Raw genomic sequence first — 15,436 nt, 5'->3', positions numbered from 1 at the left:
GGAAAACATCTTTGAGCGGTGCATTGCTGCGTGAATGCACCCTACAGCCCTTCACCCTTTCACTCCTGACATGGATCGCTCCACCTCATCACTCACCCAAGCTGTCCCCGGTCTGTGGCAATTTGGCCGCTTCTTTTGGCCAACCATTCGTCCCCAGTGGCCGCTGCTGGCGGTCTCTAGCCTGGCCCTGCTGGCCGATGTGGCTCTGCGGGTGCTAGAGCCCTGGCCCATGAAGGTGATCTTCGACTACGTGCTGGTGCCAGCGCGGGGCGACAATTCGGCCCGGTTAGAACCCTTGAGCGCATGGGATCCGGCTGTGCTGTTGACGGCAGCGGTGGTAGCGATGGTGGCGCTGACCGGGCTGCGAGCCGTGGCAACTTACTGGAATACGGTGAGTCTGGCGATCGCCAGCAGCCGGGTGATGACCCAAATTCGCAACCAGCTCTATCGCCATTTGCAGCGGCTGTCGCTGGGCTACCATACCCAGACTCGCAGCGGTGACCTGATTGTGCGGGTCAGCGGCGATGCCAGCCGCCTGCAGGAAGTGCTAATCACGGCGGCCCTGCCTCTGGTGTCGAGTCTGCTGACCCTGGCGGGCATGGTGGTGGTGATGATCTGGCTGGATTGGCGGCTGGCGCTGCTTTCCACTGTCACATTCCCATTGTTTTGGCTGGCGGCAGCCCGATTTAGCCAGCGCATTCGCAGTGCCTCGCTTCAGCAGCGCAAGCAGGAAGGGGCAGTGGCGGCGACGGCGGCGGAGTCGCTGGCGGCGATTAAGCTGGTACAGGCGCTGTCTCTAGAAGATGCCTTTGCTGACACCTTTGCCGAGCAAAACCAGCGCAGCCTCAGCGAGGTGGTAGAAACCAAGCGCCTGGCGGCCCACCTGGAGCGTACGGTGGATGTGGTGATTGCCCTGGGCACCGCACTGGTGCTGTGGGCCGGGGCGCAGCTAGTGATTCGCGATGCCCTGTCGCCGGGGGATGTGCTGGTGTTTTTGAGCTACCTTAAGAACGCCTTTAAGCCGGTGCAGAATTTTGCCAAGTACACCGGACGGCTGGCCAAGGCCTCGGCCTCGGGGGAGCGCATTTTGAATGTGATGGAGACTGAGCCGGAGGTGCGCGATCGCCCCACCGCCCGCCCTGCCCCTATCTTTGGCGGGGCCGTACGCCTGGAGGATCTGTGGTTTGCCTATGAACCGGGCCACCCCGTGCTCAAGGGGTTGAATCTCGCGGTGCAGCCGGGGCAGCAGGTGGCGATCGTCGGCCCCTCGGGCAGCGGCAAATCGACCCTGATGAGTCTGCTGCTGCGTCTCTACGACCCCACCGCTGGTAGCATCTGCATCGACGGGCAAGATATTCGCGACTACACCCTCGACAGTCTGCGCCCCCAGATCAGCGTAGTGCTGCAAGAGAGCCTGCTGTTTGCTGCCACCCTGCGAGAAAATATTGCCTACGGCGTGGCCGGAGTCAGCCAGGGCGAAATCGAGGCCGCCGCCCGCCTGGCCAATGCCCACGAGTTTATCAGCGCCCTACCCCAGGGCTACGACACCCTGGTGGGTGAGCGGGGGGCAACTCTATCGGGAGGGCAGCGACAAAGAATTGCGATCGCCCGTGCCGCCATTCGCCAAACCCCAATTTTGATTTTGGATGAACCTACCACCGGCCTCGACAACGCCAATGAGCAGGCCGTAGTCGCTGCCCTACGGCGGCTGGCCCAGGGGCGCACCACGTTTTTAATCACCCACGATCTGTCGCTGGCGACCCAGGCCGATCGGGTGCTGTACCTAGAGCAGGGCCAGGTGATCGAACAGGGTACCCATGGGGAACTGATAGCTAAGAACGGCTCCTACTCAACTCTGTTTCGTATGCAATCAGCTCTGAGGGATGAGTCTTCGCCGGTGTCAAGGTAGAGAATCGACCGTGCTAGATGCCAAAATTCCATTTTTAGAAAGCGCCCTAGATCTATTGCAGGCCGAGGCCCAGCTTCAGACCACGCTCCCCACGCTGAAGCAGGTCACAGCGGCTACGCTGGTGCGCCACAAGCTAGGTCGCCGCGCCTTGGTGGAGTATCGTGCAGAAACGGCGGCAGGCCCGCTGACCCTGTTGGGCAAAATTCGCGCCAAGGGTACCGATCGCACCAGCTACCAGATCCAGCAAGCCCTCTGGCAAAACGGCTGGTCTGCCGACAGCACCGATGGATTCTCGATTCCAGAGCCCCTGGGGCTGGTGCCCGACTGGCACATGGCCCTCCAGTGCAAGGTACCCGGCATTCCCGCCACCCAGTTGCTGGCGACCGATCAAAGCATTTCGCTAGCCGAGCGCATCGCCGCCCTGGCCCACAAACTGCACCGCACCCCCGCATCCACCCCAAAAACCCACACCCTGGCCGATGAATTGGGCATTTTGCGCGATCGCCTCCCCCTGGTCTCAGCGCAATACCCCCAATGGGCGGTACGGATCGATCGCGTGCTCGATGCCTGCGATCGCCTCGCCGCCCAATTCCCCCATCCCATCGCTAAACCCGCCGAGTTCAAAGCGCCTCCCCTACTGCCGACCACCGGCATCCACCGCGACTTCTACGCCGACCAGATCCTGGTCAATGATGACAACCTCGGGGGTTCTCGCCTGTGGCTCGTAGATCTTGACCTCTACTGCCAGGGTTCGCCCGCGTTAGATATTGGTAATTTCATCGCCCACATCACCGAGCAAAGCCTGCGGGAGATAGGCGATGGCCCATCAGGGCCAAGCTTTAACTCTCGCGAAGCCACCCTGCAAGCTGCCTACATAGCCGCCTACTGCGGGGCCAACCCAGCGGGTCACGTGGCCGCCGCCCTGGGCCGCGAGATCGACCTCTATACCGCGCTTACCCTAGTGCGCCACATCTATATCAGCACTCAGATCGCCAGCCGCCGCCCCTACACCGAGGCGATTTTGACGCTGTGTGAGGCCCGCCTAAACGCTCTGCTCAACCAAGAGAAAGAAAATCAGTCCGGTTTTAGGTAATTTCTGAGCAGACTTTGCCGCATTTATGCACCAAAGCCTGCTCAGGCAAAAAGAAGGGGTAAGACTGGCCTACCCCCCAGATATCATGGCCTACTCTCTCAAACGCTCTAGCGGCGTAAGTGGGGCTGCGATCGCCCTTTCCTAGGCCTCAGCCCCCTCAATCGCGGGGGCTTCGGTACCACCTAAGCTAATTTTGACCACCTTGTTGCGGGCTTCAACCACCTTGGGAAGCGTTAGCGTCAGCACCCCGTGGCTAAAGTCGGCCACTACATGGTCGTTTTGCACCGCATCGGGCAGGTTGACCATACGCTGGAAGCTGCCGTAGCGGGTGTCGTCGTAAAGCACTGTACTATCCTTCTCAGTGAGGGCCTCAGGCTGCTGACGATTGCCCGAGATCGACACTACATCGGCACTCACCTGTACGTCGAGGTCAGCCGCCGCCACCCCCACCAAGTGGGCAGTGAGCACAAACTCATTACCGCGATCGACCAGGCGAATGGCAGGGGCCCAGTCGGTCTTGGCCAGGGCTTCGGTGGTGAGATCTCCAAACGCATCATTAATTTGGCGGCGAATAGCGTTGATTTCGGTAATGGGGTCGAGATAACGACGAATGATCATAGATGTGAACCTCCTGGTTGTTGCTGCTCCAAATCTTCTTGGGTGAAGTTGTCCAAGAAATCTTTGGATTTAGAGGTCTAGCATTTGTATAGCCATCGTCAGAGCGTTTAGGGCATAAACCTAACTATCTCTGAAACCGTAGCTATCACTATGCTTCCGTCCTCTACAGTTCCTATGGTGCGCCAGATTTCTCGCTAGCTCCAAGGGGGAAGAACCCTACCGCAATGGCGAACTTACCTCCCGTACCGCAGTAGCGGGGTAGCCCCATACCCCACCGGCCATCAGCCCTGTCAGATCTAGACCAGTGGCAGGGCTCCTACTGCATCGGGTCAGGCTGTCATCGTCAAAGGGGGAATGCCAAACTGGTCTAAAATAGGGGCTGCGAGCGGTTAAGTCCACTGCTAGCGGGCTAGACGACCGATCGATTGAATTCATTGCTGTGAAAGGAGAGCGTATGGGCGGCGAAATTTTTACTACTGCAATCACAATCTTCACCCTCACCCTAGTGGGCTTAGGCGTTGGGTTTCTAATGCTGCGGGTGCAGGGTGGCGAAGAGTAGATTTTGCTCTAGGGATGTATCCGGTGGAGCCATCTGATATTCTTAGAGGAAGTTAAACTTTTGTATCATTTCCCTCATGAAAGTATTGGTCATTGGCGCTACTGGCACCCTGGGCAGACAAATTGCCCGCCGTGCCCTAGACGAGGGGCACGAGGTTAGGTGCATGGTCAGGAGCGCTCAGCGAGCTGGCTTTCTGCGAGAGTGGGGGGTTGAGCTAGTGCGGGGTAACCTTTCCCGTCCAGAGTCTCTTCCCCCTGCCCTTGAGGGCATTGAAGCCGTGATTGACGCCTCTACAGCTCGGCCCTCCGAGTCGGTGATGGATGTCGACTGGTACGGTAAGGTCAACCTGATTAAGGCTGCCCGCGAGGCCAACGTGCAGCGCTTTGTTTTTATCTCCCTGCTCAATGCTGAAAAATTTCCCCACGTGCCGCTGATGAGCATCAAGCGCTGCACCGAGAAATTTTTGGCCGAGTCCGGGCTCAACTACACCATTCTCCAGCCCTGCGGATTTTTGCAGGGCTTGATTGGTCAATACGCTATTCCCGTGCTAGAGAAACAGCCCATCTGGGTCATGGGTGAAGCCGCCCCCATCGCCTACATGGATACCCAAGACATCGCTCGGTTTGCTGTCAAAGCCCTGTCGGTGCCCGCCACCGAAAACCGCAGCTTTCCCTTGGCGGGCACCCGCGCCTGGGGAGCCTACGAAATTATGCGGCTGTGCGAGCGCAAGTGTGGCGAACAGGCCCGAGTCTCTCGTATTTCCCTTGAGCTGCTGCGGGCGATCCGCAAAGTGGCAGGCTTCTTTCAGTGGGGTTGGAACTTTGCCGATCGCCTTGCTTTTGTAGAGGTAATCGCCGGTAGCCAACCCCTAGATGCTCCGATGGATGAGGTCTACGAAGTCTTTGGCATTCCCAAAGACGAGATCACCACCCTCGAAGACTACATGCAAGAGTACTTCAGCCGGATTATGAAAAAGCTGAAGGAGCTAGACTACGACAGCGAAAAAGCCAGCAAGAAAAAGCTGCCCTTCTAGCGAATCTGCTAGATACCGCTGGCAACAGCAACCAGGCTATAGTAGGGGCACAAAGCCCTGCTTGCCCGGTTGACTTATGTCATCTCAGCCCCTCAGCGTCTTTATCTCCTATTCCCATCGAGATGAGGTCCTCAAGCAAGAACTTGAAGATCACCTGGCCCTCTTAAAGCGCCAGGGCAAAATCAGCCCCTGGCAAGACCGGCAAATTGAAGCAGGCACAGAGTGGAACGATCAAATTCGCACCGCTCTAGATAGTGCAGACATTATTTTGCTGTTGGTCAGCCCCCGGTTTATGAACTCCGACTTTTGCTACGGCAAAGAAATGGAGCGAGCCATGGAGCGCCACCGCAACGGCGACGCTCGGGTGATTCCAATTATTCTCACCCCCACTGACTGGAAGGGGGCACCCTTTGACCGACTGCAAGTCGTACCTAAGGATGGCAAGCCCGTAGAGACGTGGGCCAGCCGCGATGCCGCCTTTCTCGATGTGGTCAAAGGCATTCGCCGAGCAGTGGAGACTCTATCGCCTCCCTCTGCACAAGAGCAAGATGCCTGGGACAGCCCGCCGCTATCTGAGCCTGTGCAGTCACCCTCAGCGGGGAGCGCTGAACTGGGGAAGGTGCCCCGTTATGCTGGTGCAGCGTTAACTAGAAATCGCGGCCAGCTGTTTACCAGTCTCTCTAGACTGCCAGGGCCGCAGTTTAGCCAACTGGTGTTTACCCTCAACCCACCTGCTGGCAATGTGCCCCCCGACTCATCGCCCCAGGCCAGTCGGGTAGCAGCCTTGCTCCAGTGGGCCGACAGCCCCATGGGGCCTGGGCTAGGCCCGGTAGAGTCACTGCTGGCCGAGATTGTCGGCAACCCCTAGTCAAAAGTGGAACCTCCCCATCGGCAGAGCCTAGCGCTAAGGGGAGAGCCCTACCTTAAACCCCAACGGTAGATGGGATGGGGTCTTTTTTCACCGGTTTAGCCCGGTTTAGAGGATCCATATAGGCCTCTAAACGCTTGAAGGCAAAGGAGGCCAGGGAGGTCATAATCAGGTAAACGATCGCCACCGCTAAGTACACCTCAAAGGCGCGGTAGGTGGTAGCCACGGTGAGCTGCCCCTGGCGAAACAGTTCTTCAAAGCCGATCACCGCTGCCAAACTGGTGTCTTTGATCAAGGTGATAAACTCGTTGCCCAGGGGCGGCAAAATACGTCGAAATGCCTGGGGAAAGACCACGTAGCGCATGGTTTCCATCGGGTTCATGGCGAGAGATTCGCCTGCTTCCCACTGGCCGCGATCGATAGATTGAATGCCGCCGCGCAAAATCTCCGCCAGGTAGGCTGCCACATTTAAACTCAGAGCCAAAACAGCGGCAAAAATCCGGTTGAAGCTCAGGTCAAAGCCTAGACTTTGGAATAGGGCAGGCAGGCCAAAGTAGATCATAAACAGCTGCACCAGCATCGGCGTGCCGCGAAAGAAATCGACGTAGATGCGGCACAGCAAACGCAGGGGTTTGAGGGGCGAGATCATGGCGAAGGCCACCAGCGTCCCCCCAATTAGGCCAAAGAAGAACGAGGACGCCGTCAGAAGAATGGTGATCCAGGCTCCTTTCATCAGATTTTGGAATAGTCGTCCCCAGTTGAGGCCTTGGGCCGCACCGGCTTCGGCTAGGGCGGGGGCAACCAACGGCAGCTCGGGCGGCTCGGCTAAAAACCAGCGCTGATAGATCTCGGCGTAGGTGCCGTCTTGCAGCAGGGTGGCGAGGGCGTCATTCATCGCCGCCAGCTCGTCAGAGTTTTTGGGGATGGCAATGCCGTAATACTCTTCGGTGACCAATTCGCCGACGATTTTTAACCCCTGCAAGTTGGCCTCTCGAATGGCATAGAGGGTGACGGGCAGATCGTTAATGACCGCGTCGACCCGACCGTTGAGCAGCTCTTGCAGAGCCAGAGGTGAGTTGTCAAAGGTGCTGACGGTGGCCCCTTCCACCTGCCCAGCCTGGTCGGCCCCAGTGGTGCCGATGGCGACAGCAATGCGCTTACCCTTGAGGTCGTCTAGGGTTTTAATCGTGTCATCGTCTTGCTTGACGGCGATCGCCAAGCCCGCCTTAAAGTAGGGCCGAGTAAAATCAATGGTCTGGGCTCGCTCAGCGGTAATGGTCATACCACTAATAGCCGCGCTGATGGTTTTTGACTGTAGAGCGGGGATGAGGCCGTCAAAGGGTAGGGTAATAAATCTCACCTCCCGCCCGGCAGCCTCTGCCATGGCCTTCACCAGGTCAATGTCAAAGCCGACCAATTCGCCAGTGGCCTCATCCTTCATTTCAAAGGGGGGAAAGGCCGGTTCAGTGCCTACCTCCCACACCGCTGGTGGATCTTGGGCCAGGCTGACCATCTGAGCCGTCCCCAGCCCGAGCAATAGTCCCAGCGCCAGGGCAAGAAAGCGCCTAAACCAGCGAACGCGAAGTATACGATGAACCATGGGCTTAGCAACAACCTTTGGACAAATCTTGAGGATCTCTAACCACAGTGGCTGGGGTTTGACGCACCATAGTCAATTCTGTCGGAAAAATAATGTTATCTGTGATACAGATACTCCCAGATACCAGTGATTTTCTGGAAGGTAACACCCACCTGTCAGCTAGCCGATCACCCATGACCACAACCCTGCCCGCGATCGCTTCTCCCGTCATTGCCTGCGATAATCTACACAAGAGCTTTGGCCCTATTGAGGTACTCAAAGGAGTGAGCACAGCCTTTACCAAGGGCGATGTGGTGTCGATCATCGGCCCTTCGGGCTGTGGCAAAAGTACCTTTTTGCGCTGCCTCAATCGCCTAGAGGCAATCAACCAGGGCCATCTAGAGGTGATGGGGCAGGATGTCTCCGCCGCCCGGCTGCCCCGGCAGGCGCTCTATCACCTGCGCAGCCAGGTGAGCATGGTGTTTCAGCATTTCAACCTGTTTCCCCACCTGACGGTGATCGAAAACCTGATGCTGGCACCCCGCAAGGTGCTCAAATTTTCAGCCGCCGACTGCCACGACCTAGCCACCCACTATCTCGACAAGGTGGGACTGGGGAACCGCGCCGACGCTTACCCTGAGCAGCTCTCCGGCGGTCAAAAACAGCGGGTGGCAATCGCCCGCAGCCTCTGCATGAAGCCCGTCGCCATTCTCTTTGACGAACCCACTAGCGCCCTCGACCCAGAGCTGGTGGGCGAGGTGCTCGGCGTCATGCGCCAGCTGGCCGAGGAGGGCATGACCATGGTGGTGGTCACCCATGAAATGCAGTTTGCCCGAGAGGTCTCCAACCGGGTTCTGTTCTTTAACGACGGCATCATCGAAGAAGAAGGCGACCCCGCCACCGTGTTCGCCAATCCCAGCAGCGATCGCCTAAAGTCATTTCTCAGCCGCCTCAGCCAGCACTAGCAAGTGAATGGGTGGATGGTGGGCACCGTCCACCCATTCACTTCTGTCTCTATGCATCACCCCAGAGAGCCAAATTTACTCTCGTAAATTGTTGATCTGATTGCTCATTAGCGCTAAGATTAGAATCTTTGGAATTTGTTCGGAGAGTAAACGTTTATGGCGCGATATAGAGGCGCTCGCCTACGGGTTGTACGCCGTCTGGGCGAGCTTCCGGGCCTGTCCCGCAAGACCCCCCGCAAGGCTTATCCCCCCGGTCAGCACGGCCAAGACCGCAAGAAAAAGTCTGAATACGCTGTGCGGCTAGAAGAAAAGCAGAAGCTGCGCTTCAACTACGGCCTCACCGAGAAGCAGCTGCTTCGCTACGTGAAAAAAGCCCGCCGGGCCGGTGGTTCCACCGGGTTGGTGATTCTCCAGCTGCTCGAAATGCGGCTTGACAATACTGTGTTTCGCCTCGGCTTTGGCCCCACTATTCCCTCGGCGCGTCAGGCGGTTAACCACGGCCACATCTGCGTCAATGGCCGCGTAGTGTCGATCGCCAGCTATCAGTGCCGCCCCGGCGATGTGATCACCGTGCGCGATCGCGACGCCTCCAAAAAGTTGGTTGAAGCCAACCTGGAGTTCCCCGGTCTGGCCAACGTGCCCGCTCACCTCGAACTCGATAAAGCCAAACTCACCGCCAAGGTCAACGGCATCATCGAGCGCGAATGGGTAGCCCTCAACATTAATGAACTGCTGGTGGTTGAGTACTACTCCCGTAAGGCCTAAGGCTGCTGGCTCTTACCAAGGTTGTTGGTACCAACTATGTCTGCTGGCCGATGAGGCTTTTCGCTTACCGCCCATAACGCATTACTCTGAATTGATTTACATCTATGGTCTCTGGCCCGTCAGCCAGAGACCATTTTTTTGCGTGATTGGTTCTCCCACGGCCATTGATACCAAATCCTGCTTGCCTGCCCCCGATTCAGCAGGGCGAACAGCGGTAAGGCCTTCGGCCAGGCTACGCCAACGCCCTACAGGTTGGCCGGTTGGGTATCAGGGGTATGGAATTCGGATTTGGGATTAGGTACTCATACCGAATCCGACTCACAGAACTCCGATTCAAAGCCGATACCGGGTAGAAATCGTTGCAGTACAACACCCCTGCAAATCGGGGCTGTACAGACAAAACCGGCTATAAACCGCTTCTGCCATCGGCATCAATCCACCAATTCCTGACTGCCGCCGCAGTGGCGACAGTAGGGCAGATATTTATAGGTGGGCTGGTGACAGTGGCCGCACTCCACTTCCTGGTGGTAGCCGCAGTGGGGGCAGTGAGTATCAGCCGGGTGTAGTTTTTTGGCGCAGCGAATGCACTTTTGATTTTGCACCCGTCCCGCCACCTGAAGGCGCGGGTTGAGCACCACCTTTTGAAAGAACTTGATAATGCCATAGCCCACCAGAGGCACCAGCAAAATATAGAAATAGTTGATTAAAAACAGCAGCCCCCCCAGCAGGGCAATCAGTACTTGGGAGAGCCAGCTAAACAGTGCTCCAAACTGAAGCACCTCAAAGATTTTGATTACCAGGGGAATGCAGAAAATCACCAGCAGGTGCCAACTCTGCAGAGCCACCAGGCCATAGCCCCGGCGATCGGCGGTGCGGTGAACCGCCCAGGCCAAACCAATCAGGGGCAGCAAAAATAGCCCCTGAAACAGCATCTGCACCGTGGGATGCCAGAAAGAAGAGCGCTGAAACTGGCGATCGAGCTGCTGAAACTGGCCGTCGTTATTGAGCAGGGTAAGAAACTGCTGGCTGGCAGGGGTTTGGGCCAGCTGAGTTTGCAGATCGCTCTGCTGCGATCGCAGATTCTTTAGGCTAGCGTTGTTGCGATCGAGGGTGGCGCGGGCCTGGGAGGCGTCTACCTGGTTGATCGACTGGTCTTGGGGCTGCCCGGCGATCTGTTCTAGCAGGGTCGAGTCATACTGGCTGCGAATGGTTTGATTCTCTTGCTCCAGGGTGGCGATGGTGCCCTGGTTCTGGTCGATGCGATTGAGAATGTCACGATTCTCGGGGGTGGTGAGACCGTCGGCGGTGGCGGCATAGTCGAGGCAGATGGGAGACACTTGGCCCAGGTGGCCCTCTGCGGTGCGGCGATAGTCGGAGGCCCAGCCGTTGGGGTCTTCAGAAAACTGAATACTGTTGCGGAGAATGTCGTAGTTGCGATCGCCCTGGGTTTGCGATCGATACCCAGCCCAGGGGCTATGGCAGGGGTAGGCCTGATAGGGAGCTAGCGGCCAGCGGCCAATGTCGTTAAGGCCACTAAACACATTGAAGAGAACAAATAGATCGATCAGAACGATGACCGCCAAGCTCGCCCGGTTGACAGGTTCGTTGTTGACCGTGCGAGCCTGCCTAAAAAAGCGTCGAAACTGCCGCCGAACTCGGTTGACCATAGTCAGGACTCCAGAAGGGTAATGCTACCGACTGTAGGCCCAGCCCAAGAGATTACGTCGAGTCTTCAACCAGTTCTCGCTTCTGTCATAGATGCGGGCCTAGGTGAATGGGAAAATGCCCCCTACTTGCCGATCGCTTTTACCAAACCAATGCCACCAAAGTAGAGAAACAGCACCGCCCCCGCCAGCAGGCTCTGGGTCACTGGGTCAGTGCTCGGGGTCAAAACAGCGCCGAGAATAGCCGCACCCAGCAGCACATAGCGCCAGCCCTTGACCATCTGCTCAGAGTTGACAATGCCCAGCAGCCCCAGCAGCATTTGCAAAATAGGAATCTGGAAGGCTAGGCCAGTGCTAAACAGCAGCAGCAGCACAAACTCAAAGTAGCGATCGATCGACCACAGCTGCTCGACGACATCGGCTCCGTAGCTAATAAAAAAGTTCAGCGCTGCCGGGATCAGCGCCACGTAGGCAAACAGCAGCCCAGCAAAAAACAGCACACTCGACCCCAGCACCAGCGGCCCCACCAAGCGCCGCTCGCGCCGAGTCAGCCCTGGCAGCACAAACATGACTATCTGGTAAAGAATGAACGGGCTAGCGGCTACCAACCCGCTGTAGCCTGCCACCTTAAAGGAGACAAAGAAGTACTCCCCCGGCGATAGCTGCAAAAACTTAACCCCCTGAGCCGGCACCTCCAGCAGACTGACGATGGGCTTGACCTGCCAAAAGCAACCGACGATCGCCAGCACCACCGCAATCAGACTGTAGAAAATGCGCAGTCGCAGCTCTTCGAGATGATCAAAGAGCGACATTTCTAGATCGTAGGGTGCCTCATCGAGGTCAACCGCCGAGTTGTCAGCGGCACCGATAAGGTTGGCCGTCTTAGAGGTGGCGGTCTCAAGATCGGTGGGCGGTGTCATAGGTCGGGCCAAGGACGATAAGGTGATCGCTTCTATTGTAGGCTCAGGGGCAAGACCTAGGGAGACTGAACCGTCTCTACACTCGAGTCGGGGGTAAAGGTGAGGGTACGTACGGCGCCGTTGTTACCTACTACTACTGGGCGATCGCCGTTGACCGACAGCTCGACACCGCCCGCGTTACCCGTGGTCAACACCAGACTGGTTTCGGCGGTCCAGGTTTCTTCAAAGCCGGTTTCGGCCACCCCTTCGTAGACATTGCGGCCATCGGCGACCACACTCAACCAAGAGCGATCGCTGAGATTAGCACTGATAACGATGGGGGCCTCCAGAGACTCTCGAACGTTTTCCTCCAGAGGTTCTGAGGGTTCCTCCTCGGCTGGCACATCGGGGGTAGAAGAGGGGGCGGGGGTTTCAACCACCGGAGTTGAGTTGTCTGGCCCTGGCTTGCGGCCCCATAGGCCCCAAGCCCCGAGTCCTAGAATGGCTGCCAACGCCCCGAGACTCAGCAACAGCGGTAGGGGAGAACTGCCTTCACGACGTGCCGCAGTTCGGCGCACCGCCGGGGGCGGAGCCGGTGCCTCTGCGACCCGCACCGCTGCTGGAGCCGGTTTTACCGCACCGTTGGCGTCGGGCTGCATCAGCAATTCGGCGGTGGGTGGCACTGCCGCTGGCGTCACCTGAAATTCTTGGGCGATCGCCTGACCGTCTAGCCCCAAGGCCTCGGCATAGCGGCGAATAAACCCTTGAATAAAGACAGCCTCCGGCAGTTCAGCTCCTTGGCCTGCCTCCAGCGCTTGCAGCAGCGCTGGGCGAATAAAAATTTGGTTGGCCAGAACATCGAGAGCCAGCCCCTGCTGCTGACGCACCTGGCACAGGTAAGCCCCAATACCTTGAAGCTGCTCGATCTGGGTAGGCGCTAACTTAGCCACGGCACCTCATTGAACTACGCTATGGGCGATGAACCCGAACGAAGTCATTTTAATGGGAAATGGCGGCGATCGCGGTTGAGTCTGCTCAAAACACCTGCCCGATCAAAACACCTGGTTCCAGGCGTAGACGCTGTACTCGGTCCAAATGCCATTTTGCCAGTAGGGGTCGCCCTCCACCAGCTGCCGTACTGTCGCCTCATCGTCGGTTTCGTAGATACCAAACACCTTAGTGTTATCAACCGTTGGCCCCAGGGCTACCAGTATGCCATCGGCCTGCTGCTGCTGTAGCCCCTTCAAGTGAGCCTCCCGAAAGGGCGTCCGCTTCTCCAAAACGTCCTCACAGTAGCTGCCCCACATCACATACTTGGCCATGGTCTCATCTTCCCTACCGTTCACCGACGATGGTATCAGACTGGGTTGCCTCAGATACTGAATCAATTGCCATAGAAAAGTCACCTAGAAAGCCGTTATGGCCACCGTAGCCCAGTTATAAAACTGTCCTGGCTTTCCCGGAGAAAGCGCTGAATTTGGCCACAATAGATTTTGGATATTTCCAGTAAAAACACTTGACTTTAGGGAGCTCAACCCTGCTGTCAAAAACAGCCTAGGCTCAGTGCGCACAAGGCCTTCCAGAATCTATCCCCAGCGCAGTGGAGTTATTCTTTACAGGAGCTTTAGTTGAAATTAGTAGGCCTTTGCTGATGCTTTACCCGACTCCAGGGGGAATTCTTTAGCTTAAGCAAAAGGCTCTAGAAAGGTCTGTTGTATCTACGCTCCTAGGATCAGGCATTGAGTTTTTATCCAAGTCCGGCTCAAGGCTTGCCCGTTTCTCAGACAGTCTCATTTGTTGGACTTGCGAGAGGTTTAACCATGAAAAGCATTCTATCCACTGTGGGCCAAGGGCTGCGCGCTACAATCCGCACCCTGCACCTAGACCTACTTTCACCGCTCCGCCAGTGGGTTAGCCACCTCCAGGTAGAAAGCCCGCGCCGCGCCCGCAAGGTGGCCGAGTTAATTCCTGCCCAGTGCCCCTTTGAGCGCGACATCGTCTTGTTAGGTCGCTCTGTTGCCCACATTCCACCACTGTGCAAGTTAAACCCTTTGTACAACGAGTTGGTGGAATTGCGGTTTCGCGCCCTATGCTACTTAGCTGACGAGTGCGGCGAAGACATTTCGGCTTACATCTAGCACCCTGAGCCATAGCCGGGTTTACTCCTAGTCGGCAGCAAATATTGGCCGATTCTGCCAAGAGACCCGATTTCTCGGTAGAGTCAGCGCTTTAATCTTGAAACTGAGCCATCAGCCAGTTACCCACCGCCGTTTGATCGCTCTGGCGGCGCAAAACGGTCTAGTATTGACCACCGATAGCCCCTGGGGTGTCTCGACTACGCGATCGCCAATGTAGTCCGACGCATCGGGCTGACAGCCCCCCAGCTCTATCTTTTGGTAGCTACAGTTAATCAGCGCATTGAGCGGAATGCCCCTGGCCAGCCCAGACAGGCTAATGGCCAGGGTGACAATGGCGTTGTCGCGAGAATGATCTGGCCCAACCGCATTCATTTCTATGGGCAGCCTACCGTCGAAATAGTAGGCCTTGGCCAAGGTGTACTCAGGGGCATCCAGCACCTGGCAATACTCATCTCAGTTAGCTGAAACCCAGGTTTCAGTCGGAATCTGTGTCAGCGGTACTCTGGGCGATCGCCAGCTCTCAGTGCCCCCATGATGACAGAGACATTACTCAACTGCTGGTAAGCATAATTAGCTGAGATTTCCCTAGCGCTGACGATCCATGACCTCTTTAGCTGGCTATGCTTCCCTACTTAATCAATTCCCTCAACCTTACTGACGGGATGCCGTCCTAATGCCTACTACTATAGGTACTTTGGTATAGGTACTTTGGCCATCCACTTTAGCTCCTGCTATGCCCTACGATACGTCTGCCCTAGACCGGGAGAATGAGCTAGACGTCACTCATCGCCGCTGGATGCTGCGGGCGCTAGAGCTGGCTGAGGCAGCGGGGGCAGCGGGCGATGTCCCGGTTGGCGCGGTGGTGGTCGGTCCTGACAACCGGGTACTGGCCGAGGCGGGCAACCAACGCGAGCAAAACCAAGACCCCACTGCCCACGCCGAGGTGTTGGCCCTGCGAGAGGCGGCCCGCCAGTTGGGCAACTGGCATCTTAATGACTGTACCCTCTACGTCACCCTAGAGCCCTGCCCTATGTGTGCTGGGGCAATTGTGCTCAGTCGGCTGGGGCTGCTGGTGTACGGTGCTCCTGACCCAAAGTCGGGAGCGGTGCGATCGGTGCTCAACCTGCCCGATGGCCCGGCCTCAAACCACCGCCTGACCGTAGTAGAGGGGGTATTAACCGAACCCTGCCGCCAGCAGCTCCAGCAGTGGTTTCAGCGCCGCCGTGAACAGAAGCGCCGTCAAGCCACACCCCATGACACCGCTGGAACTGTCCCGGACTAAATCTGGAGAGCATGTTGCAGCGATAGGGTGATGGCATAGACCAGGTCAAGCCAGCAATTGTTCC

The 15,436-nt window shown here is 57.3% G+C and carries 16 protein-coding genes; 9 read left to right on the top strand and 7 right to left on the bottom strand.

From position 1 onward, the window contains the following. Positions 1-70 precede the first annotated feature (70 nt). Entirely contained in the window at positions 71-1,909 is a 1,839-nt protein-coding gene (locus tag AC0QKW_RS14120) for an ABC transporter ATP-binding protein (protein ID WP_473151714.1), read from the top strand. A 10-nt stretch (positions 1,910-1,919) separates the two neighbouring features. Then, a complete protein-coding gene (locus AC0QKW_RS14115; protein WP_473151713.1) occupies positions 1,920-3,002 on the top strand; it encodes a phosphotransferase family protein in 1,083 nt (360 codons plus the stop codon). A 141-nt stretch (positions 3,003-3,143) separates the two neighbouring features. On the opposite strand, the gene AC0QKW_RS14110 is transcribed toward AC0QKW_RS14115, so the two are convergent. Continuing rightward, positions 3,144-3,620, bottom strand: a complete 477-nt coding sequence (locus AC0QKW_RS14110) for an Hsp20/alpha crystallin family protein (RefSeq protein WP_473151712.1) — start codon at positions 3,618-3,620, stop codon at positions 3,144-3,146. A 454-nt stretch (positions 3,621-4,074) separates the two neighbouring features. Between AC0QKW_RS14110 and petM the strand changes: the two genes are divergently transcribed. The 3 genes from petM (at position 4,075) to AC0QKW_RS14095 (ending at position 6,080) form a co-directional block, all read left to right on the top strand. Next, the gene (petM, locus tag AC0QKW_RS14105; RefSeq protein ID WP_473151871.1) at positions 4,075-4,179 is read left to right on the top strand and encodes a cytochrome b6-f complex subunit PetM; all 105 of its coding nucleotides are present in this window, start codon (positions 4,075-4,077) and stop codon (positions 4,177-4,179) included. Positions 4,180-4,255: 76 nt separating this feature from the next. Next, entirely contained in the window at positions 4,256-5,212 is a 957-nt protein-coding gene (locus AC0QKW_RS14100) for an SDR family oxidoreductase (protein ID WP_473151711.1), read from the top strand. A 76-nt stretch (positions 5,213-5,288) separates the two neighbouring features. Further along, positions 5,289-6,080, top strand: a complete 792-nt coding sequence (locus AC0QKW_RS14095; protein ID WP_473151710.1) for a toll/interleukin-1 receptor domain-containing protein — start codon at positions 5,289-5,291, stop codon at positions 6,078-6,080. Positions 6,081-6,135: 55 nt separating this feature from the next. Here the strand turns inward: AC0QKW_RS14095 and AC0QKW_RS14090 are convergent, their stop codons facing one another. Beyond that, positions 6,136-7,680 (bottom strand): ABC transporter permease subunit, encoded by a 1,545-nt coding sequence (locus AC0QKW_RS14090; RefSeq protein ID WP_473151709.1) that lies wholly within the window; start codon positions 7,678-7,680, stop codon positions 6,136-6,138. Positions 7,681-7,853: 173 nt separating this feature from the next. Between AC0QKW_RS14090 and AC0QKW_RS14085 the strand changes: the two genes are divergently transcribed. Further along, entirely contained in the window at positions 7,854-8,624 is a 771-nt protein-coding gene (locus tag AC0QKW_RS14085; protein ID WP_473151708.1) for an amino acid ABC transporter ATP-binding protein, read from the top strand. 156 nt (positions 8,625-8,780) lie between these two features. After that, on the top strand, positions 8,781-9,389 hold the full coding sequence (gene rpsD, locus AC0QKW_RS14080; protein WP_473151707.1) for a 30S ribosomal protein S4: 609 nt from the start codon (positions 8,781-8,783) through the stop codon (positions 9,387-9,389). Positions 9,390-9,820: 431 nt separating this feature from the next. Here the strand turns inward: rpsD and AC0QKW_RS14075 are convergent, their stop codons facing one another. The 4 genes from AC0QKW_RS14075 to AC0QKW_RS14060 form a co-directional block, all read right to left on the bottom strand. Next, a complete protein-coding gene (locus AC0QKW_RS14075) occupies positions 9,821-11,056 on the bottom strand; it encodes a hypothetical protein (protein ID WP_473151706.1) in 1,236 nt (411 codons plus the stop codon). Between the two features lie 122 nt (positions 11,057-11,178). Then, entirely contained in the window at positions 11,179-11,973 is a 795-nt protein-coding gene (tatC, locus tag AC0QKW_RS14070; RefSeq protein WP_473151705.1) for a twin-arginine translocase subunit TatC, read from the bottom strand. 56 nt (positions 11,974-12,029) lie between these two features. After that, positions 12,030-12,902: a helix-turn-helix domain-containing protein gene (locus AC0QKW_RS14065; protein ID WP_473151704.1), complete on the bottom strand. Its 873-nt coding sequence runs from the start codon at positions 12,900-12,902 to the stop codon at positions 12,030-12,032. A gap of 102 nt (positions 12,903-13,004) precedes the next feature. After that, positions 13,005-13,274: a YciI family protein gene (locus tag AC0QKW_RS14060; RefSeq protein WP_473151703.1), complete on the bottom strand. Its 270-nt coding sequence runs from the start codon at positions 13,272-13,274 to the stop codon at positions 13,005-13,007. Between the two features lie 498 nt (positions 13,275-13,772). Between AC0QKW_RS14060 and AC0QKW_RS14055 the strand changes: the two genes are divergently transcribed. Next, positions 13,773-14,090: a Mo-dependent nitrogenase C-terminal domain-containing protein gene (locus AC0QKW_RS14055; protein WP_473151702.1), complete on the top strand. Its 318-nt coding sequence runs from the start codon at positions 13,773-13,775 to the stop codon at positions 14,088-14,090. A 111-nt stretch (positions 14,091-14,201) separates the two neighbouring features. Here AC0QKW_RS14055 and AC0QKW_RS14050 read toward each other — a convergent pair whose 3' ends face one another. Then, a complete protein-coding gene (locus AC0QKW_RS14050) occupies positions 14,202-14,528 on the bottom strand; it encodes a PDDEXK family nuclease (RefSeq protein ID WP_473151701.1) in 327 nt (108 codons plus the stop codon). A gap of 295 nt (positions 14,529-14,823) precedes the next feature. Here AC0QKW_RS14050 and tadA point away from each other — a divergent pair, with 295 nt between their 5' ends. Continuing rightward, positions 14,824-15,372, top strand: coding sequence for a tRNA adenosine(34) deaminase TadA (gene tadA, locus AC0QKW_RS14045; protein WP_473151700.1), 549 nt, complete (start codon positions 14,824-14,826; stop codon positions 15,370-15,372). Positions 15,373-15,436: the final 64 nt, after the last annotated feature.

Source organism: Pseudanabaena sp. PCC 9330, from assembly GCF_055795045.1.
This window is presented reverse-complemented; position numbering and strand designations above follow the sequence as displayed.